Source organism: Neptuniibacter caesariensis (assembly GCF_000153345.1).
Lineage (GTDB): Bacteria > Pseudomonadota > Gammaproteobacteria > Pseudomonadales > Balneatricaceae > Neptuniibacter > Neptuniibacter caesariensis.
In genome coordinates, this window is record NZ_CH724128.1 from 1 (window position 1) to 25649 (window position 25649).

Below are 25649 nucleotides of genomic sequence, written 5' to 3' on the forward strand. Positions count from 1 at the left end.
CTTCTTGTGTCACGCTTTTCTTCAGGATCGTCGTGTCTTTATCAAAGGCTTCGTAATAGGCAGACCCTCCGACCATACCCACGGTCATGGTGTGCAGATCGCGATGTTTCTCAACCCTGCGTGAATTACCATGCTGAAGATACAACTGGGTACTACAGCTGTAATAATTGGGCGAGGTATATGTGATATAGAGGGCTCTTTCTTCACGCCAGGCTAAGCCGCTCATCGCATCAATCTGGCCGTTCTCCATCATTTTCAGGCAGCGCTTCCAGGGGCACCTCAGGTATTCAACTTCAAACCCCATGCGTTCACTTAAGGTGTTCCAGAGTTCATGATCAATGCCCCAGACATTATCGGGGGTTACAAAACGAAAGGGAGGCCAGGAGTCTACGCCAACAATCAGCTTTTCAGCCCGGACCTGGGCACTAATGATCAGAAGAAAAGAAAAACACAGAGTTAAAAATCTTGTCACCTTATGGACCTCACCTAGCCACTAGGGCGTCCATTCCCCCTGTTATACCGCTGAACTATATGCTATCCAATATAGTCCAAAGGGATGAACCTAGAAAAGAAAGGATAACAATGAGCGGGAAAATTTTATCGATCCTGTTTGTCACGGGGCTGATGGTAGGTTGTGCGGGCAGTTATAGTCATTCTGTTAAAAGAGAGCATTATCTGCTCGATACCGCGAAGGGGGAGCTTTGCATTGAGGGGCGTAACGCATGCCAGTCGTTGTCTTTGATTGTTCCATCTTTTCAGGAACACGTAATTGCAGCAGGCTATAAGCTACCTAAAAAAGCCTATCAATGGAGTGCTTCTGAGCTGCAAAACCTTATGTTGCAGCCTCCTGGGAACCCATATCAGCCAGAAATCCTTTCGGCCAATCTATATCGCCTTCCGCCGGTTTACGCTGTCCACAGTGTTTGGGATGTGTTGGCCTGGGAGCATTATATTCTCTATGAACGGGGTGATAGGTTCGATTACATTGAGCGTCCGGTTCCTCGTCGCTTTTAAAACAAAATCACAAGCAGTTGGAGATTTTCCTTGATTATTGCTCTGTACCTACTAGTATGTTTGTAATTATTTAATCGCCATAGAGGCTTTTGATGGCTACGACACGTGATCTTTTGGTTGATACGATGAAGCAACTGCTCTGGGAGCGGGGCTATGATGCAACCAGCCCAAACCATGTGCTTGAGCGAAGTGGTGTGGGCAAGGGTAGTTTCTATCACCACTTCAAAAGCAAGAAGGATCTTGCAGTTGCCGCGATGGAAGCGAGGGCGGATGATCTGATCGCGGAATTCGATAGTTTAATCAGCCAAAGCTCAGGTGATTGGTTCGATAAAGTCTGTGCTTACCTGCAGCTTCCTCGACATGCTTTGAAAGGCTGTCGAATGGGACGTATTGTTCAGGATCCATCGGTTGGGGATGACCAGCTTCTAGCGCCTTTAGACCGGTATTTCTCTACGATGCATCAGCGTTTCAGTGGAATTTACCAAGAAGCGCAGCGTCAGGACAAGCTAGCCAAGACGATACCTGCTGAAGCTTTGGCTACCCTGACTTTAAGTGTTATCCAGGGCGGTTTTGTGGTGGGGAAAGCCACTTCTCAGGATCAGATTGTTGATGAAACCAGTGGAAGCTTTATGACTTTGCTAGAGAGCCTTAAGCGTCATTAACTGATCGATTTTTAAAAGCCTGTCTCAGCACAGGTTTTTTTATAAATACTAATTGTACCTACTGGTATGTAAAGTTGATATGGAGAACTGCCATGCGTATCTATGCCAATCAAACAGCGCTGCTTACCTTGTTGTTTATTACTGTGTATGGCTCCGGCTTTGTTGGGGCTAAGCTGGGGTTGGCTTATAGCGAACCCTTTACGTTCTTGGGTGTTCGCTTCCTGATTGCCGGAGGTTTATTAGCCGTCGGTGCTTTACTGCTGGATGCTCCCTGGCCGAAAAATCCAGGGTGGTTTTTGCTGGTGGGCTTCCTCCTTCAGGGGGTATTTTCAGCGGGGGTGTTTTACGCCATGTACCTGGGGATGAAACCTGCGGTTTGTGCCTTGATTATTGCACTGCAGCCCCTGTTAGTGACAGTCTTGGCAGGCCCCTATTTGCAGGAAGAGGTTTCAATCCAACGCTGGCTCGGGCTCATTATTGGGGTCGCCGGTGTATCTCTGGTCGTGGCTGATGGTCTGGCTGTAGAGGGCATAACCCCGGCTACGCTTATCTGGGCGGTTGTGGGTTTGTTAGGGCTTTCACTGGGTCAATTGGTGCAAAAAAAGCATTGTGCAGATATGCATCTGATCAGTGGCGGTGCGCTCCAGGTCCTGGGCACAGTACCGTTGATGTTCCTGCTTGCCATGACTTTTGAAACGATGCAGATCGAGTGGCATCTGGATTTGGTGATATCGATTTTCTGGATGGCAATCGGTGTCTCATTAGGTGCGGTGACCTTGCTGTATATCCTGATCAGTCGAAGCAGCGCCTCGCAGGTTGCGAGTGTGTTTTACGGTATCCCGGTAGCAGCGGCTTTGATCGCCTGGCCGCTGTTTAATCAGGTACCAACAATGATTGACTGGGTCGGCTTTGCGATAGTGGTGATCGGGATAGGGGTAGCGAACGCTAATAAGTCAGGAATAAAACTGCTGAAGGCAGCTAGAAGCGGCTAAGGGCGGCTCAATGCGATGCTGCCCTTAGCCGAAATTTTCTGTATTTGGCAGAGTCTATCTGCCCTTTACGGTTTTTACCTGAATCATCTCTCGCTTCGCCTGCTTAATCACGCTTAGTCCCGCGGTTATGGCTAGGCTACCCATAATGGCTGCCACGAGCAGGTCGGGCCAGGCTTGTCCGCTGCCGAATACCCCGGCAGCCGCAATCATTACCGCGACATTGCCGATGGCATCGTTACGGCTGCATAGCCAGACTGAGCGCATATCCGCATCGCCACTGCGGAAGGTATATAAGAGAATGGCCACGGTCAGGTTTGCGATCAGGGCGAGGAAACCGATTGCCCCCATCGTCAGAGCCTCAGGTGTAGTGCCGTGGATAAAGTCCCATACCACTTTGGCGATCACAAACAGGCCAAACAGTAGCATGGTTGAGCCTTTGACCAAGGCAGCACGGGAGCGCCAGAGCATCCCCATCGATAATACAGAGAGTGAGATAACATAGTTTGCAGCATCGCCGAGGAAGTCGATCGCATCTGCTAACAGTGACGCCGAGCTGGCATTGAAACCTGCGATAATCTCCACCACAAACATGCTGGCATTGATCCACAGGGCGATCCATAAGGCACGGCGAAACCGGTCGTTCTTAAGCGTATCTTCGGAATGTTTAGCGTCACAGCTACATCCGGCCATCTTTAATATCCTCGAAATGGTTAATAAGGATATTTAAAACCCTGTAGTAGCTATAGGGTCAAGGCTGCCAGCTGAGTAAATTTGCTAGTGTTCAGTGGCCGTGTAAACCGTCCACATGGCTATCGGATTGTGTGCTCTCGGTGGGTTCACCTTCAGCGAGACCCTTTAGAATTTCACAGTGCTCAATATCACTATCGTTATTGCAACGGTGACGAAGTGTGCGTAACTCTGTCTCGAGCGACTGAAGCGCACGAATTCGCTTAACTACGTGCTCGATATGTTCATCGACCAGATCATTGATCTCGTTGCAGCTTTCCGCAGGCTGATCGCCAAGGTCTAATAGGCGGCGTACTTCAGCAAGGCTCATATCCAGGCTGCGGCAGTTACGGATAAACAGCAAACGCCGGAGGTGTGATTCATTATAGATTCGGTAATTGCTGGAGGAACGATAGGGTGGCGGGAGTAAGCCTTCTTTCTCCCAGTAACGGATCGTTTCAACAGCGCAATCTGCGCGCTTCGCAAGCTGACCAATCTTCATTTGATGTACCTCCTTAAACCTTATAGTAGATATAGGGTTTTATGATCTCAAGTAAGTTCATGTTTTTGGCGGTGTGCTAAAGTTAAATGTCAGGTAGGGAGGTTATTAGCCAGACTATTGCTAACGGGTTTTGAACTATACGTGGACTTTGTATAGCTCAAACTAAGGAGCATTTGTGCCGATTAAGTTTCTCTGTATCGCTCTGTTTCTCATGCTGAGCGTCTCATCATTTGTTCGTGCTGGGAATCACTCAGAGGTGACGCTTGTCTCAACAGAGCTGATGTCAGGTTTGCTGGAGCAGACCGATCAAGGTGTAGAAGGTGTTTATCCGGATTTCTTTGCTCAGGCTGCAGATAAAGCGGACGTACGATTAAATTACCGTATCGTGCCCTGGTCCCGTGCAGTGCTTGAAACGGAAAAGTCTTCGGACTATCTGCTGTTTCCCCTGACCCGCACTACTGAGCGAGAACAGCGCTTTAACTGGTTGGCAAAGCTTTGGGAAGTGCCCATCTGTTTTCTTACTGTCACGCGGCCAATCAACTCCTATGAAGAGGCAAAAAAACTGGAGGGAATCATGGTCTGGCGAGGCTCTTCCCATCAGCAAAGGCTTAAGGAACTTGGTTTTACCAATCTAGTGCCATTTGATGACCCGCGCTTGGTTGAAGGCGTGCTGGCTAAGCGTACTAATGCCGCCTGGTATACGCCTTGTAATGAAGGATTGTCGCTTTGTGAATCGTTCAATTTAAAGCATGACATCATCATTGGTGAGGCAGTGGATAATGAAACTGTCTGGTTAGCCGGTGGTAATCATTACCTTACCACAGAAGAAAAACAGCGCTTCATCAAAGCGGTTTCTGAGCTTGCCCCCGAAGGCACCCTAAGGCGCAGGATCCTTATGGAAAGTAAGCAATAGCCTCCTTTTCTGAAAAATGCTCTTTCTTGCAGATAGGACAGCATAGCCAATATTACTGATCTATACTGAAGTGTGCTGCTGACAAAATGGATCAGCGGCACCTGTCAAAAATCTTCAAGCAGGTGGAAGAAAGTAAAAGGAATGCTGTAGGGGCGTTGTTAGTTTATGGAAGTAATACCTCTTAATTTAAGCTTTGTGGATTCCGGCCGCAGAAAACTAATTTTCTTAAGTTATTTCTTTCTACTGTCACTTTTGTTCGGGCCAAGGCTGGTTTATTCCCAACCTGAACTCAGGGTGATTACGGAAGACTGGGCGCCTTACAACTACAGAGATCAAGGTAAAGTCGTTGGTTTTTCCACAGAGATTGTTCATACGGTCATGGATGAGCTCGGTGAACACTATCCTATCGAAATCTACCCTGGTGCTCGGGGGGATCGAATGCTGAAAACCCTACCTAATGTGATGCACTTCTCCCTGTTCAGAACTCCTGAACGAGAGAACAGGTTCAAATGGGTGGGGCCGATATCGAAGCAAGCGGTGTATTTCTATAAACGCAAAGACAACCCTCAAACATACCGCAGTATTAAGGATATTAAGCAAGCCCGCTTGATCACTGTGCCCCATAAAGGCCTGGTCGCGAGCCGGGTCGCTGCGCTGGGTATTACCAACGTGATTAAACTCTCTGAGCGTGAAAAACAGTTTTCACTGCTCTTTTCCGATCGCGCTGAGTTGTCGGTCAATGTCAGTCCACTGGGTGTTGCCCACTACCTTAAAATGATGGGCAAACCGGTCGATTCATTAGTCGCGACTGACGTAAAACTGGTTGAGTTTCCCCTTTATATCGCCTGCTCGAAAGAGATCCCTGACGAGGTTATCCAGCGCTGGCAGAAAGCGCTGGATAAGGTTAAAGCCTCGGATAAATACCAGCAGATCTACAAGAAGTATTTGATGTAGGAGAGTAAAGGCGGATAAAAGCTGCTTGGGTCGGATAGGGGCGGCCGAAGGCGGGGCGGGCGGATAAGTGCTGTTACAATCGGATAGGATCAGCTCAACGCGATGGGCCGGTTAAATTCGGTTAAGAGCAGGTTATTTCTATTTTGCTGTTATCAGGTTCTGGCTGCTCTTTACTGCTTCTTTCTGTTTTTTTCTGCTTTCGGCCGACTTTTACCGCTTCTTCCTATACTCATCCGGTGTCGTTCCCAGTAGTCGTTTAAACATGGCGATAAATGCTGAGGCGGTACTGTAGCCCAGGTCGAGGGCGACGCTTTCGACGCTGGTGCCTTCTTGCAGCATCGGTACAGCACGGACAACTTTCAGGCGTTGTCGCCATTCACTCAGGGGCATATTCAACTCGCTCTGCGCTTTACGTGCCAGGGTGCGTTCCGACATGCCGAACTGCTCGGCGATAGCGCGGATCGAGTGATTCGCACCGGGGTCATCTTTTAGATAAGCCAGTACCTGGGTGATCAGGGGGTCTTTGGAATCGGGCAGGTAGTTACCGGCAATCGGAGTGACGATCAGCTGATCGAGGATAACATCGAGCAGACGACTCTCCTGCTCGGTGTAGGGCGGTTTAGGAAAGTGGTTTCGCAGGTGGATGAGCATCTCGCGCAGCATCGGGGAAACCAATAAAGCGCAGCTGGTTTTCGGCATGCCCCGCTTGGTTGCCAATTCATCATCAATGTACAGCGAGCAGTGCTCAGAGGCGTTGCGGTTGCCGCCCTGATGCTCAGTCCCCGCTGGGTGCCAAAGGCCGAAGTTGGGTGGTACCCGAAACTCCTGCTCCTCCGCATGTAGCTCAAGCACGCCGCTAAAGGAAAATACAAATTCGCCCCAGGGGTGAGTCTGGGCCGGGTAGATAGTGTCTTCCGGCATCGAGCGTAAAAAGTAATAGATCGGTTCCGGTAGCTCTTCGAGTGTGAGTGGCTGCTGGATATGTGGTTTTTTCGACATAGCTGGCGGATCTGAATGATGGTTTGTCTTATTCTAGCTATATCTAGTATTTCAGACAAAAGCAGAATAGATCGGATTATCGTTCAGAGGAATTACCATGGGAACCCGTCAACCACTCGATCTGTTTGCTTTCGCCTGCATGTTTGGCTTCTGCCTGATCATGGCTTCCCAGCAGGTGGTGCTTAAAGCGGTGGCAGATCATATCGCTCCGGTGTTCCAGATCGCCCTGCGTTACGGTATTGCTGCAACTCTGTTGTTACTGCTGATCAGAACCAAGCGATCTCAAGTAAAGCTAGCCCCGGAAAACCGGTTTCCGGCGTTATGGATCGGTATTTTGTTCACATTGGAATTCCTCTTCCTCGGTGAGGCGCTGCGCTACACCAATGCCTCCCATGCCACAGTGTTTCTCTATACCTCGCCGATCTTTGCAGCGATTGGGCTGCATATCAAAATCCCCAACGAGCGGATGAGCCGCCTGCAATGGTTTGGCATTATTCTCGCCTTTGCAGGCATGGCCGTTGCCTTTATGGGCGGAGGCGATAATAGCCTGAATGCGGCCATTCTCTGGGGAGATTTTCTTGCCCTGCTGGCCGGTGCCGCCTGGGGGGCAACTACGGTGGTGGTGCGTGCTACCGGTTTGTCTGCTCTACCGGCGAAGCAGACGTTGCTCTATCAATTGCTGGTGGCGTTTGTTGTGCTCGGTCTCTGGTCACTTTGGAGTGGCCAAACCGAGATCGATCCTGTACCGGAGGTTTGGGCCAGCCTGGCATTTCATGGCGTTGTTGTTGCTTTTCTCGCCTTCCTGCTCTGGTTCTGGCTGCTGACCCGTTATAAAGCTTCACAGCTGGGTATCCTCTCCTTTATGACCCCGCTGTTCGGTGTATTGCTAGGTAGCTGGTGGCTGGATGAGAAGATCGAGCCGAACTTTATCGTCGGTGCCGGGGGGATCATTATCGGCATTCTGCTGGTCAGTGGGCATGGGTGGCTTTCGCAGCAAGCAGGGCGCTTCGCTTCTTTCAGAAGCTAGCTGCTAGCTGATAGGACGCCGCTGCGCGGCTAAAGGCTGATAAAAGCAGCTAAGTTCGGCTGAGATCTGATAAGAACGGCTAGGTACGGCTAAGGTCTGCTGAAACTTGATAAGAGCGGTTAAGTACGGCTGAGTTCTGCTGAAACCTGCTAATTGCGGTAAGAGCTGCTGTTCAAAGATTTTCCCGCCCTTATCTGCCCTCTGTTGCTTTAGTCAGCTTTTATCTGTCCTTCGATGCTTTATTCAGCTTTTATCTGCCCTTAACCGCTTCAACCTGCTTTTATCCGCCTTTAATCACCTTACCCATAAATAATATTAGTCTGCACGCTGGTGGCTAGCAGCTGCCCATCTGCGCCCCAGATCTCTGCATTGGATGAGCTAATGCCCTGTTCACCGAAGTTAACTTTGGCGTGATAGCCCAGATAATCCTCTGGGGAGAGGCGGCTGGCGGAGTTGGCGAAGTGGATGCTCCAACTGATCGTCGATAGGGGTTTAAAGCCGATATAGTGGGGAGATGCCGTGGGTGGCCAGGCGTCGATCATGCACACCAGATGAGCGTCGCTAATCGCTTGTGGTGCTTCCTTAAATTTTACCCAGCCTCCCAGCTCTGGCACTTCTTCGCCACTGAACGGAATGCCTGCGGTGGCGACGTGGCCGTCGAAGTAGTTAAAGAAGTTGGGCAGGTGGTCGCCTTCAAGTGCGACTGAGGCTTCCGGCTGTTTCAGGTTAGGTGCAGTAAAGGTATCGATTTTGACGTCGGATTCTAATGGCAATACGTAGTCTGCCCGTGCCGTTGCACGTACTTTGCCTTCCTGGATGATCCGCGCTGATTTGATGGTGACAGTTTTGCCATTGGCGAGGGTTTCTACACTGATCTCGTAGGGCTTTAATGCTTCCAACGGGCGGACAAAACCGACCTCGAAATTTCTTAACCGGCGTGAGGGATCAACATCCAGCGAGGTGGCCTGGCAGAGTATGGCTGCGGTCAGGCCGCCAAAGGTGGTTCGTCCTTGTGCCCATGATTCCGGAATGAGTACATTTTCACCTGAGTGAATTGAGTTAAGAATCTCATCAATGTGCATCGATCTGCTCCCGTCATTTGTATATAAGCTTTACAAATATTTTGTGTATATAAATTTCGTATGCGAAATAAATAGTCAAATGTTTAGTTAAAACCGTTTCAGCATATCCCTTAGCATGGCGGTTTCTGCATCGGAAAAGTTTTCCAGGAACTGTTCGTTCGCCGGTTGCCAGCGTTGATAAAGCTCTTCGGCCAGCGTCTGGCCCTGATCAGTCAGGCGAATCAGTATCGCCCGTCGGTCATCACTTTTAGTGTGCCGTTCCAGCAGTTCCAGTGCTTCCAGGCGGTCCAGCAGGCCAGTGAGGGTAGCGTTATCGATTGCTACCTCTTTACTGAGTTCGCTGGCGGTAATCTCCCCACAGTTGTGCATAAAGTTAAGCACTTTTCCTTGTACGGCGGTCAGGCCTAGATCGGCCGTGGCTTGCTTCCAGCAGCGGTTGCCCGCTTTCGAGGCTTTAACCAGCAGATGGAAAATACAATCTTGTGGGGTGAGTTCTTTATTCATGCTGTGATCATAGGCTGAATTTATTTTGTATGCAAAGTAATTTTCTATCTACAAGGGCTCTTGGTTTTTCTAGATCGGTGCCTGTTGCCCACAAAAAAAGCCCAGACCGAAGTCTGGGCTTTAAGTCTTAAGCTATTTCTAGCAGCTAACCACTAGCAGCAAAGCGTTCTAGCAACTGTTTTTACAGCGCTTCGATCTTGCCGTACTGCTCTTTCAGCTTATCGAATGCTGACTTGGATGCTTCCAGCTTCTCACGCTCTTTAGCGATAACTGCTTCAGGTGCATTGGATACGAACTTCTCGTTACCCAGTTTACCTTCTACGCGGCCGATCTCTTTCTGCAGTTTATCCAGTTCTTTCTGCAGACGCGCCAGTTCAGCACCTTTGTCGATCAGGCCAGCCATTGGTACCAGCACTTCCATATCGCCAACCAGCTGAGTCGCCGACATCGGTGCTTCGTCACCGGCATTCAGCCAAGTGATGCTGCTCAGGGATGCCAGTTTGGACAGGAAGGTACGGTTCGCTTCCAGACGCTGCTGATCCAGTTCGCTGCCGTTCTGGAACAGTACGTCCAGCTCTTTAGCAGGGGAGATACCCATCTCACCACGGATATTACGTACGCCCGTAATAACGCCCTGTAGCCATTCGATATCGGCTTCAGCGGCTGCGTCGATCTTGTCGTTATTAGCAACTGGGTAAGCCTGAGTCATGATGGTGTCGCCTTCAACACCGGCCAGGTCTTTCACTTGCTGCCAGATCTCTTCGGTAATATACGGCATGATCGGGTGTGCTAGACGTAGGATTACTTCCAGTACGCGAACCAGTGTACGGCGAGTGCCACGCTTCGCTTCTGCGGATGCATCTTCGTCCCACAATACCGGCTTAGAAAGTTCCAGGTACCATGCGCAGTAGTCGTTCCAGATGAAGTCGTACAGTGTTTTGGATGCCATGTCGAAACGGTACTCGTCGAAGTGTTTTACTACTTCGGCTTCTACTGTTTGCAGGCGGCTGCTGATCCAGCGATCTGCCAGTGAAAGCTCAACTTCACCACCGTTCTGGCCACAGTCTTCACCTTCAGTGTTCATTAACACGTAGCGGGCTGCGTTCCAGATCTTGTTACAGAAGTTACGGTAACCTTCCAGGCGTTTCATATCCCAGTTGATGTCACGGCCCGTTGAAGCCAGTGCAGCCAGGGTGAAACGCAGGGCGTCAGTACCATGAGCCTGGATGCCTTCCGGGAACTCTTTCTTGGTACGTTTGCCGATTTTCTCAGCCAGCTGTGGCTGCATCATGTTGCCGCAACGCTTATCCAGCAGTTGATCCAGCTCGATGCCGTCGATCATATCCAGTGGGTCCAGAACGTTACCTTTGGACTTGGACATCTTGTCGCCGTTTTCGTCACGGATCAGACCGGTGACGTAAACCGTTTTGAACGGTACTTGTGGCTTGCCGTCTTCATCTTTCATGAAGTGCATGGTCATCATGATCATGCGCGCCACCCAGAAGAAGATGATGTCGAAACCGGTTACCAGTACATCCGTCGGGTGGAATGTCTGCAGACGCTGAGTGTTTTCAGGCCAGCCCAGCGTGCCAAATGTCCAGAGTGCGGAGCTGAACCAGGTATCCAGTACGTCGTCGTCCTGACGCAGTTCAACTTCCGGGTCCAGACCGTATTTCTCGCGGGCAGCTTCTTTGTCGTTGGCTACGTATACGTTGCCTTCGTTGTCATAGAAGGCCGGGATACGGTGGCCCCACCACAGCTGACGGGAGATACACCAGTCCTGAATGTCGCGCATCCAGGCGTTGTACATGTTCTCGTACTGCTGTGGTACAAATTTAATATCGCCTTTTTCTACCGCTTCAACCGCTGGTTTTGCTAGTGTTTTAGCATCGGCAAACCACTGGTCAGTCAGCATAGGCTCGATAACAACACCACCACGGTCGCCGTAAGGTACCGTCATGTCGTTCTCTTCGATCTTAACCAGCAGGCCTGCTGCTTCAAAATCTGCAACGATTTCACGACGTGCCGCGAAACGCTCCATGCCACGGTATTTTTCCGGGATAGTGGTGTCGACTTCGTTGTTGGGTGTGCCGTCGGTGTTAAAGCCTTCACCCCGATCACGGATATCCGCGTTGTAGGTCAGGACATTGATCATTGGCAGACCGCAGCGCTTGCCCACTTCGTTATCGTTGAAGTCGTGCGCTGGGGTAATTTTTACGCAGCCGGTACCTTTTTCCATATCGGCGTGTTCGTCGCCAACGATTGGGATACGACGGCCAACCAGCGGCAGGACGATCTCTTTGCCGATCAGGTCTTTGTAGCGCTCATCTTCCGGGTTAACCGCAACACCGGTATCACCCAGCATAGTTTCCGGACGGGTTGTACCGACAACGATGTGGTCTTCGCCAGCTGCGGTTTTAACGCCATCGGCCAGTGGGTAACGCAGGTACCACATCTTGCCTTTGACTTCTTTGTTCTCAACTTCCAGATCAGAGATCGCGGTGTGTAGTTTCGGGTCCCAGTTAACCAGACGCTTACCACGGTAAACCAGGCCTTCGTCATACAGACGGATAAAGACTTCCTGAACCGCATGGTAGAAACCTGAGTCCATGGTGAAGCGTTCGTTCGCCCAGTCTACAGAGTTACCCAGACGACGCATCTGGCGGGTAATGGTACCGCCGGATTCTTCTTTCCACTCCCAGATCTTTTCGATGAACGCATCACGACCCAGGTCGTGACGGGACTTCTGCTCTTCAGCCGCCAGCTTACGCTCAACAACCATCTGCGTTGCGATACCCGCGTGGTCAGTACCGACCTGCCATAACGTGTTCTTACCCTGCATACGCTTGTAACGGGTCAGAGCATCCATGATCGTGTGCTGGAAAGCGTGACCCATGTGCAAGCTACCGGTGACGTTCGGTGGCGGAATCATGATGCAGTAAGAATCACCTTCGCCTTGTGGTGCGAAGTAGTTGTTGTCTTCCCAGGTTTTGTACCAGGATTTCTCGATTTCGTGCGGCTGGTAAGTCGTATCCATTGCGCTCTGGTTCTTCTGAAAATCTGTCGGATTAAAGGCTGCCCCAAAGATGGTTGGGCAGCACGCATAAAGTCCGACATTATACAGGTTTAAAGCGGTTAAACCCAGATAAGAGCGGCTAAAAACAGCTAAAGGCGGGAATGAGTAGTTAGAAGCGGAAAGGGGCAGCCAAAAGCAGGGAATAACGGATTAAGCGAATAAGAAAATGCTACATCAGTTGGTTGTCGCTATATATTTAGAATTTACACTGTCTTTAGCAGTCTTTAGCAGTCTTTAGCAGTCTTTAGCAGTCTTTAGCAGCCCTTTACCCGCCTTTAATACTTCTATACTTAAAAGTATTAAAGTTATTGCGGAGGGCACGAACATGAACCAGTGTTATGCCACACGCGGTTTTTTACCTTGCCAGGATCCGGCGACTGAGTTGGCGTTGGGGGAGCCTTATTCGGTTCTGGATACGGTGGGTAATTCGTTACCGAGTCTGTTGTTAGAGAAAGATGCCCGGGATTATCTGCGCCGGGTTTATGTGCCGGACTGGCCTTATGTAAATATTCCTGATGATCTTTGGCCACAAGCTTGTCTGTACTACGTACGGCTGGGGTTTATCGCTTCGGGCTATGTTAACCAGATCGGCCAGCCTCATTGCCATTCACTGCCAGCTAATCTGGCTAAGCCCTTATGCAAAATTGCCGAGCTGATGCAGCGGCCGCCGATTCTTAGTTATGACGGGTACGCGCTGTATAACTGGCGGCGTTTTGATTTGCGCAAACCTATCCAACTGGGGAATATCGATACCATTCAGAACTTTGTCCATCTCTATGATGAGCACTGGTTTATTCTGGTGCATGTGGAGATTGAAGCTCTGGCGGCACAGATTCTTGAAGCGGTGTTGAGTCTGCAAGGTGAGTGCGGTGCCCAGGAGGTAGATGCGGCGCTGGATCAGATCAACACGGCGATGACCTCGATTATTCAGGTTCTGCAACGGATTCCGGAGCGGATGTCAGATGAGTTGTACTTTGCCAAGTTCCGCCCTTACATCGGCCAGTTTAATGAGGTGGTTTATGAGGGGGTGAATATCAACCCGATCAGCTTCCGCGGCGAAACCGGCGCACAAAGCTCGATCATGCCGCTCCTTACCGAGTTGATGAAGATCCCCCATCAGGACAATAAACTGATCCGCCATCTCTACGATATGCGTCAGTATATGCCCCGTTACGATCGGGAACTGCTGGAGCAGGTTAGGGCGATGCCAGATATTAAACTCCTGGCCAGCAGCGCAAAATTTGATGCGGTATTAGAGCAGATGGCCTGCTTCCGTGAAGTGCATTACCACTGGGCAATCAAATACATTGCACGGCGCTGCAACGATCAGCAAGGCACCGGCGGCACACCTTACATGCGCTGGCTGAAGTTCCTGATTGAAGAAACCAGGGGGCATAAGAAAGGGGTAAAAGCTGCATGAGGCGGGGAAAAGCAGAGGAAAGCGGATAAAGGCGGATAAAGGCTGATAAGGGCGGCAAGTAGCTGCTTATATCTGCATGTAGCCTTAAGCTGCTTGATGTTTACGTGCGTGCTGATAATCCTGGAAAGCCGATTCCAGCCGATTCCAGCCGATTCCAGCCGATTTCAGCCGATTTCAGCCGCTCTTCTTCCGCATATCATGCATATCAATCTGAATGCCGTTTGATTGATAGGTTTTGTAGTTCTTACGGGTTGAGGTGAGGACGTCTTCAGTTTGTACGACCACTTCAAGAATGCGTTCAAACTCCAGAGCGTCCTGAGGGATGTCGAGGTTCAGATTGACGTAGACATCCTTATGCTCGGGGCGTTGTTCGTTCCAACCAATCTGAACCGGTGAACTGATTTTGTCATCGCCGAGCAGGTGGTGGGGGATAAACGCTTCGGGGCGGTATTCCCAGAGCAGCTGATCAATACGTTTGGCTTCCTGTTCGTCGGGCGTCTGGATATAGATCTGGTGGCCGAGGGCTCCGATCTTTTCCACAAGACGACAAAGGAAGCGACCCCGGGCATCGGGATCGCTGGAAGGCAGTACGTAAAAATCAGCTTTACTGGTCATAGCTTTCAGCCCGTAGGCTTATTCCTCTTCTGCGGACTGGTTCAGCAGGTACTGAGTCAGCATCGGTACACAACGGCCCGTTGCGCCTTTGTCCTTACCGCCACTGTTCCAGGCTACGCCTGCGATATCCAGGTGTGCCCAACGGTACTCTTTGGTAAAGCGGGATAGGAAGCATGCTGCTGTGATGGTGCCACCTGGGCGACCGCCGATATTGGCGATATCCGCAAAGTTGGAGTCCAGCTGTTCCTGGAACTCATCCCATAGGGGTAGCTGCCAGCCGTTATCGGCTGCCTGTTCACCCGCTTCCAGAAGTTCTGCAGCCAGATCATCGTTGTTAGAAAGCACGCCTGTTGCGTGGTGACCCAGCGCAATAATGCAGGCGCCGGTCAGGGTTGCGATATCTACAACAGATGCTGGCTCAAATTTGCCTGCGTAAGTCAGGGCGTCGCATAGCACCAGACGGCCTTCTGCGTCAGTGTTCAGGATCTCAACAGTCTGACCGGACATCGTCGTAACAATGTCACCCGGCTTAGTTGCGCAGCCACTTGGCATGTTTTCAGCCGCAGCAACGATACCTACCACGTTGATTGGTAGCGCCATTTCACACAGCGAAGTCATCGCGCCGAATACGCTAGCCGCACCGCACATGTCGAATTTCATTTCGTCCATGCCTGCGCCTGGCTTCAGGGAGATACCGCCGGTATCGAAAGTAATGCCTTTACCAACCAGTACGTGAGGTTTCTCGCCTTCAGGGCCGCCTTTGTATTCCATTACGATCAGTTTTGATGGCTGGTCACTGCCGTTACCTACGGATAGCATGCTGTTCATGCCCAGCTCTGCCATCTCATCTTCTTCAAGAATAGTGGTGGTCAGCTCGTCAAATTCGTCGTCCAGTTCCAGCGCCTGTTCTGCCAGGTAAGTCGGGGTACAGATGTTGCCTGGCAAGTTACCCAGGTCACGGGCGATGCTGGTACCGTTTACGATGGCGGTGCCATCCAGTAGCGCTGTTTCGGCGATTTCAGAATCAATGTCTTCAACATAGATTGCGATCTGTTCCAGCTTCAGTGGATCCGCTTTTTTGCTCTTAGTTTCGTCGTAGGTGTACAGCTCGTTACCTGACCACTCAACCAGGTGACGTAACTGACGGTAGTTATCGTCATCGTTGGTCAGGGTTGTATTCAGGGCGAAAGTTGCGCTGCTAACACCTGTGCTCTTCACGATGCCCATCGCCGCTTTTACAACTTTGCGATAGCTGCGGTTGTTACGATCATCTTCTTTACCTAGGCCGAGAAGCAGAACGCGTTTAGCCGCCAGGCCAGGGACTTTGTGCAAAAGCAGAGTCTGAGCCGTTTTGCCGCTGATATCGCCACCGCTGAGAATCTCGCTGATATAGCCAGAGCTTGCTTCATCTGCAGCTTTTGCCGCAGGTGAAAGGGCGTTGTCAGCTTCAATAGCAACGATTAAACATTCGGTTTCCAGTGAAGAAATATCACCACTTACGATTTCAAAATCCATGTTAGCTCCAAACTCACGGCTCTTGGCCGGCTAAACGAGACAAAGGTGACGGATTAAAGGATAATGCAGGTACAAAATTAGATCGAAAATATCCAGCATCAGGCTTTTAAACAGTTTCATCCGTAGTAAAGGCCAATAATATAAACCATTTTTCGGTCGGTAACAGTTTTAGGTCAGGTTTATCGGACCCAGTAAGGACTTCTAGTGATCGTTTTTCGTTATTTAGCACGGGAAGTGCTGCTCAGTATGTTTGCCGTCAGCGCTGTGTTGCTGGTAATCATTATGAGTGGCCGTTTTGTTAAGTATCTGTCCCGGGCGGCTGCGGGTGAATTAGACCCAAGCGTATTGTTTTCCATTATGGCTTACCGCCTGCCAGGTTTCCTTGAGTTGATTCTGCCTTTGGGTTTGTTCCTCGGTTTCCTGCTGGGTTACGGGCGTTTATACCTGGAAAGTGAGATGACCGTGCTGGAAGCCACAGGTATGAGCCAGAAACGTCTGGTGTCCTACTCCATGGGGCCTGCGATCTTCGTAGCGGTTATTGTGGGTAGCCTGAGTCTGTTTGTATCCCCTTATGGGGCTTCGGAAACGAATAAGATTTTTGATGATCAGGAAGGTCGCAGTGAGCTGGAAAGCCTGGTGCCAGGGCGTTTCCAGAAGAATAAGAATACCGGAAGGGTAACTTATACCGACGAAGTAAAAGACGACGGGACTCTGGGTTTGGTCTTTATGGCGGACCGTAACCACAGTACTCAGCGATTACAGATTACCGTGGCTGAGACCGGTTCGACCCTGATCGATCAGGATAAGGGGCAGCGTTTTCTGGTACTTGAGGAAGGCTACCGCTATGAGGGTGAGCCGGGCCAATCTGATTACGTAGAAGTCGAATTTAAGCGTTATGGCTCAGAGGTTGAGCGCCGTAATCAGGAGATTCGTTACGACAAGGTTGAGGCGCTTCCCACTGCGATGCTCTGGGGCTCTGAGGAGCCAAGCCATCAAGCGCAGCTAAACTGGCGACTATCCCTACCGGTTTTGGCATTGGTGGTAACCTTGCTGGCGGTGCCGCTTAGCCGTGTTAATCCAAGACAGGGCAGGTTTGCCCGGTTAGTACCATCAATCCTTATCTATCTGACCTATATAACCATTCTGAGTAATACCACCAGCAATGTCAGTGAAGGTGAAACGTCGCCATTGACTATCTGGATTGTTCATTTTGTCTTTGCCGCTTTTGCTTTAAATATGATCTTGTTTGGCCGTTTCTGGAGCCGTGTCTATAACCAGATCCCAATGCCTAGCATCCGTTTACCATGGAAGGGAGCTAAATGATGAGCCTTATCGATCGTTATATTGCTCGCCATGTTTTGGGCGGCTTTTTAGTTGTGCTGCTGGTTGTTGCCGGGCTGGATATGTTGTTCGCGCTGGTGGAAGAGCTAAAAGATGTGCAAGGCAATTATAGTTTTGCTGCTGCTGTTGAGTATGTGTTGCTGACCCTGCCGCGCCGTTTATATGAGTTTATCCCGCTCTCGAGCCTGATCGGCTGCTTGTTAGGCTTGGGTATTCTGGCTTCCAGTTCCGAATTAACGGTAATGCGTGCGGCGGGTATTTCGACGTTGGGCATTATCATTTCAGTCATGAAACCGGTGCTGCTGATTATCGCTTTAGCACTGGGTCTGGGTGAGTTTGTGGTACCGCACACCGAGCAGCGAGCCCAGAGTCATCGTCAGGTGATGTTGACCGGCGGCGGTGCCATCCATGATGCCAGCCGGGTCTGGCATCGTGACGATATGACTTTCCTGCATATCAATGCGGTGATTCCCGATGGTTCAGTGCGTGGGGTAACCCGCTATGAATTTAATGAAGACCTGACCCTTAAGCGTTCCAGCTTCGCGGAAGTTGGGCGTTACGAGGATGGTAAGTGGCTACTTACTGATATTCAGGAATCCCGTTTCCCTGACGCTAAAGGTCGTGAGCAGAGGGCAACCAGCAGTATCGTCACAACCGAAATTGAGCAGGAGATCTGGGAAAGCGGCCTAACTCCGGACCTTCTGAAGGTGGTGATGGTTCAGCCAACTAACCTGTCGATCTCTGGCCTGGTTCAATACAGCAATTATCTGACGGACCAGGGTCTGGCATCAGAACAATATCGCATCGCTTTCTGGAACAAACTCCTTCTGCCCCTGGCGATCTTCGCGCTGGTGCTGGTGGCAGTCTCCTTCATCTTCGGCCCGTTACGTAGCGTAACCCTCGGCCAGCGCCTGATCACCGGCATCATTGTCGGGTTGGTCTTTAAACTCTCTCAGGATATCCTCGGCCCGACCAGCGCAGTCTTCGGCTTCTACCCATTCGTTGCAGTGATGATCCCAATCCTGATCTGTATCGGCGTAGGGTTCTGGTTGCTTAATAGGGCGAAGTAGAAGGGCAGAATAAAGCGGCTGAAATCAGCCGGAAGCGGTGAAGGGCAGGATAGAAACTAAAACCATTTAACAACAAGGAGGTTGTTATGAGTTTTGAAACACTTCATGTTTGGAAGCGAGCATGCTCTTTGAGCTGCGAACTTTATCAGCACTTTTCTCAATGTACGGACTTCGGTTTCAAGGATCAGATTACTCGAAGTGGTTTATCTATTCCAAGTAATATTGCTGAAGGCTTTGAGAGAGGCTCAGAAAAGGATCGCAAGAAGTTTCTTTATTACGCAAAGGGCTCTGCTGCTGAGCTGCGCACGCAAATCCATATTGGAAAACAGGTTGGTTTCATCCCTGTCGATCTTGCTGACAAGTGGTATGCCGAAGTGTTTTACATTAAGAAAATGCTCAATACCTTAATTCTACAATAATAGTAGTTTTAGGGTGTGCAACGAATTCATCGCTTTTGCGCCAGCATTTAGCTGTATTTAGCAGATTTTAACCGCTTTATTCTAAAATTTTAGCGTTCTTAGGCAGCTCAACCACATGGGTGCCGGATGCCATGTCGTGCCAGGTCATCTTCTGCTTGCTGATGAACATCCACAGAAAACCGACGCCGCAGGCGAGGAGTGAGATCCAGCCGACGATGTAGCGTAGCAGGCATTTTACGAAGTTTAGTCTTTCCCCTTCAGTGGTTTGGACTCGCAGACGCCAGGCGAGCATGCCCAGAGTCTGGCCGTTACGCATCCAGAAGTAAGAGAGAAATACATACAGCAGGATAAACAGGAAAGACTGGAACAGAGGTCCTTCTACGGCTTCGCCGTCGTTAAAGGCCATTGTGATAATCCCGGTGGAGACCATTAGCAGGGCAACGATAATCATCATGTCGTAGACAAAGGCGCCGAGTCGCTTTAGTGGGCTGGCAATCTTGATGTCGTCGTAGGTTTCTTTAAAAGCTCTGCTCATGTTTAACACGCACTTCGGGTTGAGGTTTTGGTATCCAGTTTAAACAGAGGGCGAATATAACTGCCTACGTAGCTTCCTGCAAATGCAGCGACTAACCATAACCAGCCATGCAGGCTGCCAGAGGCGATACCACCGAAATACGCGCCGATATTACAACCGAAGGCGATGGTTGCGCCGTAGCCAAGCATAACACCGCCCAGCAGGGCCGCGATCCAGTGCAGAACCGGGAGTCTCCATTGGAAAGAGAACTTACCGGCAAAGGCTGCGGCGGCAAAGGCCCCGAGCAATACGCCTGCATTCATAACGGAATTAACATCGCTGGTCAGGGATTCTTCCAGGGCAGTTTCTCGGCCCGGTTGTAGCCAGTAGGTCCAGAAATCAAATTCCAGCTCCAACTCCAGCAGCATGGCTAGCTTTGCTCCCCATAATGGGTAAGCGACTGCTACAGCCCATGGCCGGCCAGTCATCGCCAAGGTAGTAAAGTTCAGCAGGGCTAAAACCAAAGCGCCCCAGATAAATGGCCAGGGGCCTTTGAGGTATCGGCGCCAGTCGGTAATACCGCGCAAAGGGCGATCGGTTTCAACTTCACCGTGGGTTCGTTTTTCCAGCCAAAGCGTAAACCCAGCGATTGCGGCAAAAAGAGCCAGATTGAGAATAATAGCCGGGATAACCCCTGTGCTTTCAATCACAGAAACGGGTGCCAGCTGGGGAAGCTCCATCCACCACTCATAATCCGCGGTGGCCCACAAACCGCCGACCATAAAGCCAAACATGCTGGGTATCGCCCGTAGTTGACCACCGCCGGCATGGTAAAGGTTGCCAGAAGCGCAACCGTTGCCTAGTTGCATGCCGATACCAAAGATAAAGGCGCCAATCAGTACGGAAAAACCGAGAGGGCGAATGTAGCCGCGGACCTCTTCACCGAATAGCTCGCCAGCACCAAGCGCAGGGAAAAACAGGCATACTGCAACGGCTAGCATCACCATTTGCGCGCGCAGACCGCGTCCTCGCTTATTAACGATAAAGTTACGCCAGGCCGTCGTGAAGCCAAAAGAAGCATGATACAGGGCCAGTCCGAGGAAGCCGCCAATCAGCATTAGCCACATCTGTTGCGAAGATTCATTAGCTTGCAGCCAATAAAGGCAATAACCAAACAGGGCCAGAGCGATACCCGGTACCAGTAAGGTTTTTGATTGTGGTTGTGATTCAACAGCAATATCAGGGGAGGGCGTTTCCACGCTATTCATAAGTATTTACGTCGTATAGAACTGTGTTACAGGTACGGCGGATCTTCGCCCACTCGCAAAAATGAGCTGGTTATTATATCACCAGTCAGGAGAAAACTCAGCGCTGCTTAAGTAGAAATTAATATAAGGAAATAAAAAAGGCGATCCTGAGATCGCCATAGTATAAAAAGTGCAGTACTTCTTATAGAAGTGCTCCGCTTACTGACCTACGTATGTTTTACGATACTCTTCAGCCAGCGCTTTCGCTTCGCTCAGTTCACTGCTGTTCAGTTTCATGATCAGACGCTTTTCAATTTCAACGGCAGTACGGTTGCCCAGTTCTGCTGCGTTGTGCATCCAGGCATAAGCCAGAATGTTGGTGTTAACGTCGTTCTGGGAACCGTGCTCGTTAGAGTAAAGTGTTCCGAGGAAGAACATTGCATCCGTGTGGCCCTGTTCTGCGGCCTGGCGATACCAGCGTTCCGCTTCTACAAAGTTCTGTTCGACACCGGTACCGAAGTTGTAGGCGCGACCAATGTTATGCTGCGCTGGAACATAACCCTGTTCAGCAGATTGCTTGTACCATTGGATTGCCATGTTTGGATCGCGTTTCATGCCGTAGCCGAACTCGGCCATTTCACCCAGACGGTTCTGAGCTTTGGCATCACCGGCTTTTGCAGCAGGCTCAACAGTCAGCAGCTCTTTCTTGTACTCTTTGTCTTTGACTGCGCGCAGGCTGTTTACACTGCCCAGGTGGCCCAAAGACGCACCGCGGTTGTAGTAACGCACTGCTTTGGCTTCGTCTTTATCCACGCCCCAGCCGTTTTCGTACATTTGGCCAACCATATTAAGTGCGTCAGGGTTACCCTCTTTTGCCAGCGGGCTTAGCTCTTTATAGGCTGTTTCGTAGTCTTGTTTATCGAACGCTACGCTGCCCTTACCGAGGTTTGCTGCCATCAGGTCTGTCGCACTGATGCTTAGCATCAGACTTGCTGCTAAAAGGATCTGTTTCTTCATCGAGTGTTGCCCACTTAAATTAGTTAGGGTTCGAGAGAGGCCGACAATTATACCTATATTGCAACGCATTTGTTGATTACCTTAAGTAACTATTCTTAGTTAGCGGTATTCTCTCGCCGGCAAAAATGCTGATTTATAGGTCTAGTTAATTTAGTAAAATCTAATGTGCGGCGATTCTATACTAACTATTCGCCCCAAAACTACTCTACGTGCTCAGTTTCTTGCGGTGGGTCAATACTACAACAAAAGGTGTATTTATTATACATCTAATGATTATTTAATGGATGTTCATCTTAGGTGTTATATCAATGTTTTCTAAAGCGCGCCTTAATATAATCGACTAGGCTAAATTCAAAGGATCCTGAAACCGCACTATGAATCTGAATGCCATCGAACTTGAGTCGATACCTTTAAAGGCGATCATTACACCGGACGTTATGACGGTGGGGGCTAGTGCGCATTTAGCACATGTTCTGACTCTGATGCAGACCAATGCGATCAGTAGCATTGTCGCCGTTGATTCCGATGATAAGCCGATTGGCATTTTTACAGAGCAAGACGCCATTCGCCTGATGGCTGAGAAACGGTCGATATCTGAGATGCGGATGGGTGATGTAATGACTCATCCGGTTTTAGTTGTGCCTCTGAATCTCGGCTATGCAAAAGCTTATCAAAAGATGATGGAACATAAGGTTCGTCATCTGGTCGTGGTAGATGAAGAAGGTAAGTTACTGGGTTTAGCAAGTGAAGGTGATTTCCTGCATCACATGGGAATCGAATACCTTGTTGAACTGAAAACTGTTGGTAGCGCGATGTCTCAAAGTGTCGCTACCCTGGAAGCTAACCTTCCCCTTAGTCAGGCGGTCGACCTGATGAATACAACCCATTTTAGTTGCATCGTAGCGATGTCTGAAGGAAAGCCGGTGGGTGTGATAACCGAGCGGGATGTTGTTAGGTTCGCTATTAAAGGTGTTGATAGCTCCTCTGTCGCTATCCAGGAGGTTATGTCTTCACCTCTGCAGATTGTTTTGCCGGATATGCCGCTGCAGACTGCGAGCCGCAGGATGGAGCTGGAAAAGATTCGCCGTCTTATTGTTGTTGACGATAAAGGAGTGTTAGCCGGAATCCTTACCCGTCACGATATAGCAAAATCTTTGCAGGGCTCTTATATAGAGTACCTTCAGGAAACCCTGGATCGAAAAAATCGAGATCTCCTTGATTCTGAATCCCGTTTAAGAGAAATCGAGCAACGTGAGTTCTACCAGGATCTGGTCGATCAGGTTAGTGATTCGATTTTTGTTATCGATGCCGAAGATAGCCGTATTCTGGATGCGAACCAAAAGGCTGCTGATAATCTTCGAATGCCTTTAGCGGAACTGCTCAATCTGCGCGTGGTGGATTTTTCGGTTGCGGTTCCAAATCTGGAGTACTGGTTTGACAGCTTTCTTCCAAAGCTTAGGGAAGGGGAAGTATTAACGATCAGTGATCATCGCCGTGCTGATGGTAGTGTGTTTCCTGTTGAGGTAAAGGCGCGTTTAGTTCAGTTAGGCAATCGAGAGTACGTTGTTGCCATTGCCCGAGATCTGACTGAGCGGATGGAAAGTACGCAGAAATTGATTGAAAACGAGCAGCGCTTTCGCATGCTGTTTGATGAATCCCCTATCTCGATGGCCTATGTGAGTTTTTCTGGCGAGGTATTGAGTTTAAATAAACGTTTTACCGAGGTTTTTGGCTATACGAAGGACGATGTTCCGACTTTGGAAGATTGGTTTATTAAGGCCCACCCCCAACAAGAATACCGCGATCAGGTCAGAACGCGTTGGGGGCACTCGTTAGATGGGGCTAAGTCTGGCAACCACACCATCCCAGCCGCTGAATATCAGGTGATCTGTAAGCAGGGTAAAACAAAACTGATTACCGCATCGGGGGTAACTACAGAGCACGGTTTTCTGGCGATCCTCGAAGATATCACTGAGCAAAGGCTTGCTTCTGAGGCATTAAAAGAGAGCGCTGAAACCTATTTCAGTATTATTACTACCTCACAAGATGGCTTTTGGATTGTTGACCAGCAAGCCCGTTTTCTTGATGTAAACGAAGCTTACGCGAAAATGTCGGGCTACAGTCGCGAAGAGTTAATGTCGATGAGCATTGGTGATCTGGATGCCATCGAAACTCCGGATGTGACTAAAAAGCGGATTGAGTTGATAAAACATCAGGGTGGGCAGCGATTCCTGACCAAGCATCGTCGCAAAAACGGTGATATTTATGATGTTGAAGTGAATGCTACTTACTGGTCTGGAGGTGGGGGACGGTTCTTTGTTTTCCTGCGCGATGTTACCGAGCGAATTAATTATGAAGATCGCCTTCGTCAGGCTGCTGCGGTATTTGGAAGTACCAATGAAGGGGTGATGATCACCGATGTTGATGGTCAGATCCAGATGGTTAATGAGGCATTTTGCTCGCTGACTGGATATGGCAAAGATGAGGTGATTGGGCAGCCGGCGAAAATCCTCCAGTCGGGTCGCCACAGCGCTGAGTTTTATCATGAGATGTGGGAAAGCATTAATGATGTTGGGAGCTGGCAGGGGGAGATCTGGAATCGTCGTAAAGATGGTACGACTTATCCTGAATGGTTAAGTATCAGTGCCGTTAAAGATGATGATAACCGGGTGAATCACTACGTTGGAGTGTTCTCTGATATCTCGCAGTTGAAGGAGTCGGAACAGAAACTCAATCATCTGGCTCATCATGATATGTTGACCGGTTTACCTAACCGATTGATGTTGCAAACCCGTCTTGATCAGGCATTAGCGCAGGCTCGTCGTAAAAATACTTCCCTGGCTTTATTACTTCTGGATCTGGATCGGTTTAAGGATGTAAATGATAGTTTTGGTCATTCTGCGGGTGATGAACTTCTTAAGCAGGTGGCGAGCATTCTTAAAGAAGGTTTGCGGGAGGTAGACCTGGTTTGCCGGATGGGAGGGGATGAATTTGCCATTCTTCTTGAAGATATTCAGCACCCGGAAGATGCCGGCAAAGTGGCGAGTAAAGTCACCTCGCTGCTGGCGAAAAGCTGGAATATCAGTAATGGTTATGAGGTCGCTATTGGTGGTTCCGTAGGAATCAGCCTGTTTCCTGAGCAGAGCGGTGATTCTCAGGCGCTTCTGCAGCATGCTGATGCCGCGTTATACCGAGCCAAGTCGGAAGGGCGTGGTCGTTTCCATTACTTTACTGAGGAACTGACGCGGGATGCCAGAAAGCGCCTGGATCTTGAAGCCAGACTAATCAAAGGCATTGCCAGGAATGAGCTGGAAGTTTATTACCAGCCACAGATTCACATCGCTACGGGTAAGTTGGTGGGTGCTGAAGCACTTGTGCGCTGGAATGATCCTGAACATGGCCTGATCGGTCCGAATGAATTTATCCCTCTTGCTGAGCAGACAGGCCTGATTAACGATATAGGCTTGTTAGTACTCAAACAGGGTTGCTCCCAGTTAAAGGCCTGGCTTGATGCAGGCTGTGAACCCTTTGCGCTGGCAGTTAACTTATCTGCAGTGCAGCTACGCCATTCTGATATTCGCCCAGTGATTGCTAATGTTCTGGAAGAAACAGGGCTTGAAGCAAAATATCTGGAGTTAGAAATCACTGAAAGTGCTCTTATGGAGCGGGAGCAAGAATCTATCCAGCTTTTGGACAGCCTCCGTTCTTTGGGAGTACGTATTGCTATTGATGATTTTGGTACTGGTTATTCCTCTTTGGCTTACCTGAAGAAATTCCCGCTGGATGTACTGAAAATTGATAAGTCTTTTGTTGATGATATTCCTGCTGACAAAGATGACATGGTTATCGCTGCAACCATCGTTGCTATGGGGCATAGCTTAGGACTTCAGGTGCTGGCAGAAGGTGTCGAGACAGAGGAGCAGCTGGCGTTTCTTCGTAGCAAAAATTGCCATTACTATCAGGGCTATCTGAGAAGTAAGCCGGTACCTGCCGATCAGTTCGCCAACTTTCTTACCTACCACAACTAGTATGCTGCTTTT

The 25649-nt window shown here is 49.7% G+C and carries 23 protein-coding genes; 11 read left to right on the forward strand and 12 right to left on the reverse strand.

Going from position 1 to position 25649, the window contains the following annotated elements; genetic code table 11:
- A partial coding sequence (locus MED92_RS17455; RefSeq protein ID WP_007022915.1) for a substrate-binding periplasmic protein occupies window positions 1-472 on the reverse strand: 472 nt, incomplete at its 3' end.
- Window positions 473-582: 110 nt separating this feature from the next.
- Between MED92_RS17455 and MED92_RS17460 the strand changes: the two genes are divergently transcribed.
- The 3 genes from MED92_RS17460 (at window position 583) to MED92_RS17470 (ending at window position 2668) form a co-directional block, all read left to right on the forward strand.
- Entirely contained in the window at window positions 583-1014 is a 432-nt protein-coding gene (locus tag MED92_RS17460; RefSeq protein WP_007022916.1) for a hypothetical protein, read from the forward strand.
- A gap of 92 nt (window positions 1015-1106) precedes the next feature.
- A complete protein-coding gene (locus MED92_RS17465; protein WP_007022917.1) occupies window positions 1107-1676 on the forward strand; it encodes a TetR/AcrR family transcriptional regulator in 570 nt (189 codons plus the stop codon).
- 92 nt (window positions 1677-1768) lie between these two features.
- Window positions 1769-2668, forward strand: coding sequence for a DMT family transporter (locus tag MED92_RS17470; RefSeq protein ID WP_007022918.1), 900 nt, complete (start codon window positions 1769-1771; stop codon window positions 2666-2668).
- Window positions 2669-2722: 54 nt separating this feature from the next.
- On the opposite strand, the gene MED92_RS17475 is transcribed toward MED92_RS17470, so the two are convergent.
- A complete protein-coding gene (locus tag MED92_RS17475) occupies window positions 2723-3358 on the reverse strand; it encodes a cation efflux transmembrane domain-containing protein (RefSeq protein WP_007022919.1) in 636 nt (211 codons plus the stop codon).
- Between the two features lie 91 nt (window positions 3359-3449).
- A complete protein-coding gene (cadR, locus tag MED92_RS17480; RefSeq protein WP_007022920.1) occupies window positions 3450-3896 on the reverse strand; it encodes a Cd(II)/Pb(II)-responsive transcriptional regulator in 447 nt (148 codons plus the stop codon).
- Window positions 3897-4071: 175 nt separating this feature from the next.
- On the opposite strand from cadR, the gene MED92_RS17485 reads away from it, so the two are divergent.
- Both MED92_RS17485 and MED92_RS17490 read left to right on the forward strand, forming a co-directional pair.
- Window positions 4072-4809, forward strand: coding sequence for a type 2 periplasmic-binding domain-containing protein (locus MED92_RS17485; protein ID WP_007022921.1), 738 nt, complete (start codon window positions 4072-4074; stop codon window positions 4807-4809).
- Window positions 4810-5103: 294 nt separating this feature from the next.
- Window positions 5104-5763, forward strand: a complete 660-nt coding sequence (locus MED92_RS17490) for a substrate-binding periplasmic protein (RefSeq protein WP_162010877.1) — start codon at window positions 5104-5106, stop codon at window positions 5761-5763.
- Between the two features lie 210 nt (window positions 5764-5973).
- On the opposite strand, the gene MED92_RS17495 is transcribed toward MED92_RS17490, so the two are convergent.
- The gene (locus MED92_RS17495) at window positions 5974-6762 is read right to left on the reverse strand and encodes an AraC family transcriptional regulator (protein ID WP_007022923.1); all 789 of its coding nucleotides are present in this window, start codon (window positions 6760-6762) and stop codon (window positions 5974-5976) included.
- 97 nt (window positions 6763-6859) lie between these two features.
- Here MED92_RS17495 and MED92_RS17500 point away from each other — a divergent pair, with 97 nt between their 5' ends.
- Window positions 6860-7789, forward strand: coding sequence for a DMT family transporter (locus tag MED92_RS17500; RefSeq protein WP_007022924.1), 930 nt, complete (start codon window positions 6860-6862; stop codon window positions 7787-7789).
- A 299-nt stretch (window positions 7790-8088) separates the two neighbouring features.
- Here the strand turns inward: MED92_RS17500 and MED92_RS17505 are convergent, their stop codons facing one another.
- The 3 genes from MED92_RS17505 to MED92_RS17515 form a co-directional block, all read right to left on the reverse strand.
- The gene (locus MED92_RS17505; protein WP_007022925.1) at window positions 8089-8871 is read right to left on the reverse strand and encodes a thioesterase family protein; all 783 of its coding nucleotides are present in this window, start codon (window positions 8869-8871) and stop codon (window positions 8089-8091) included.
- 87 nt (window positions 8872-8958) lie between these two features.
- Window positions 8959-9375 (reverse strand): MarR family winged helix-turn-helix transcriptional regulator, encoded by a 417-nt coding sequence (locus MED92_RS17510; RefSeq protein ID WP_007022926.1) that lies wholly within the window; start codon window positions 9373-9375, stop codon window positions 8959-8961.
- Window positions 9376-9556: 181 nt separating this feature from the next.
- Window positions 9557-12412 (reverse strand): valine--tRNA ligase, encoded by a 2856-nt coding sequence (locus MED92_RS17515; RefSeq protein WP_007022927.1) that lies wholly within the window; start codon window positions 12410-12412, stop codon window positions 9557-9559.
- A 364-nt stretch (window positions 12413-12776) separates the two neighbouring features.
- Between MED92_RS17515 and MED92_RS17520 the strand changes: the two genes are divergently transcribed.
- Entirely contained in the window at window positions 12777-13871 is a 1095-nt protein-coding gene (locus MED92_RS17520) for a PrnB family protein (RefSeq protein WP_007022928.1), read from the forward strand.
- Window positions 13872-14045: 174 nt separating this feature from the next.
- Here the strand turns inward: MED92_RS17520 and MED92_RS17525 are convergent, their stop codons facing one another.
- Both MED92_RS17525 and MED92_RS17530 read right to left on the reverse strand, forming a co-directional pair.
- Complete coding sequence (locus tag MED92_RS17525; RefSeq protein ID WP_007022929.1) at window positions 14046-14486, reverse strand: DNA polymerase III subunit chi; 441 nt, start codon at window positions 14484-14486, stop codon at window positions 14046-14048.
- 18 nt (window positions 14487-14504) lie between these two features.
- Window positions 14505-16001, reverse strand: a complete 1497-nt coding sequence (locus tag MED92_RS17530; protein WP_007022930.1) for a leucyl aminopeptidase — start codon at window positions 15999-16001, stop codon at window positions 14505-14507.
- A gap of 204 nt (window positions 16002-16205) precedes the next feature.
- Here MED92_RS17530 and lptF point away from each other — a divergent pair, with 204 nt between their 5' ends.
- The 3 genes from lptF to MED92_RS17545 all read left to right on the forward strand — a co-directional run bounded on the left by lptF (window position 16206) and on the right by MED92_RS17545 (window position 18831).
- Complete coding sequence (gene lptF, locus MED92_RS17535; protein WP_040663544.1) at window positions 16206-17324, forward strand: LPS export ABC transporter permease LptF; 1119 nt, start codon at window positions 16206-16208, stop codon at window positions 17322-17324.
- Window positions 17321-18412 (forward strand): LPS export ABC transporter permease LptG, encoded by a 1092-nt coding sequence (gene lptG / locus MED92_RS17540; protein ID WP_238321535.1) that lies wholly within the window; start codon window positions 17321-17323, stop codon window positions 18410-18412. Before lptF ends, lptG begins: the two co-directional genes overlap by 4 nt.
- A gap of 86 nt (window positions 18413-18498) precedes the next feature.
- The gene (locus MED92_RS17545) at window positions 18499-18831 is read left to right on the forward strand and encodes a four helix bundle protein (protein ID WP_007022933.1); all 333 of its coding nucleotides are present in this window, start codon (window positions 18499-18501) and stop codon (window positions 18829-18831) included.
- Between the two features lie 76 nt (window positions 18832-18907).
- Here MED92_RS17545 and MED92_RS17550 read toward each other — a convergent pair whose 3' ends face one another.
- The 3 genes from MED92_RS17550 to MED92_RS17560 form a co-directional block, all read right to left on the reverse strand.
- Window positions 18908-19366, reverse strand: a complete 459-nt coding sequence (locus MED92_RS17550) for an RDD family protein (protein WP_007022934.1) — start codon at window positions 19364-19366, stop codon at window positions 18908-18910.
- 2 nt (window positions 19367-19368) lie between these two features.
- Entirely contained in the window at window positions 19369-20613 is a 1245-nt protein-coding gene (locus MED92_RS17555; RefSeq protein WP_007022935.1) for a YeeE/YedE family protein, read from the reverse strand.
- A gap of 198 nt (window positions 20614-20811) precedes the next feature.
- Window positions 20812-21609 (reverse strand): tetratricopeptide repeat protein, encoded by a 798-nt coding sequence (locus tag MED92_RS17560; protein ID WP_007022936.1) that lies wholly within the window; start codon window positions 21607-21609, stop codon window positions 20812-20814.
- A 374-nt stretch (window positions 21610-21983) separates the two neighbouring features.
- Between MED92_RS17560 and MED92_RS18750 the strand changes: the two genes are divergently transcribed.
- Window positions 21984-25637 (forward strand): EAL domain-containing protein, encoded by a 3654-nt coding sequence (locus MED92_RS18750; RefSeq protein WP_007022937.1) that lies wholly within the window; start codon window positions 21984-21986, stop codon window positions 25635-25637.
- The last annotated feature ends 12 nt before the right edge of the window (window positions 25638-25649 follow it).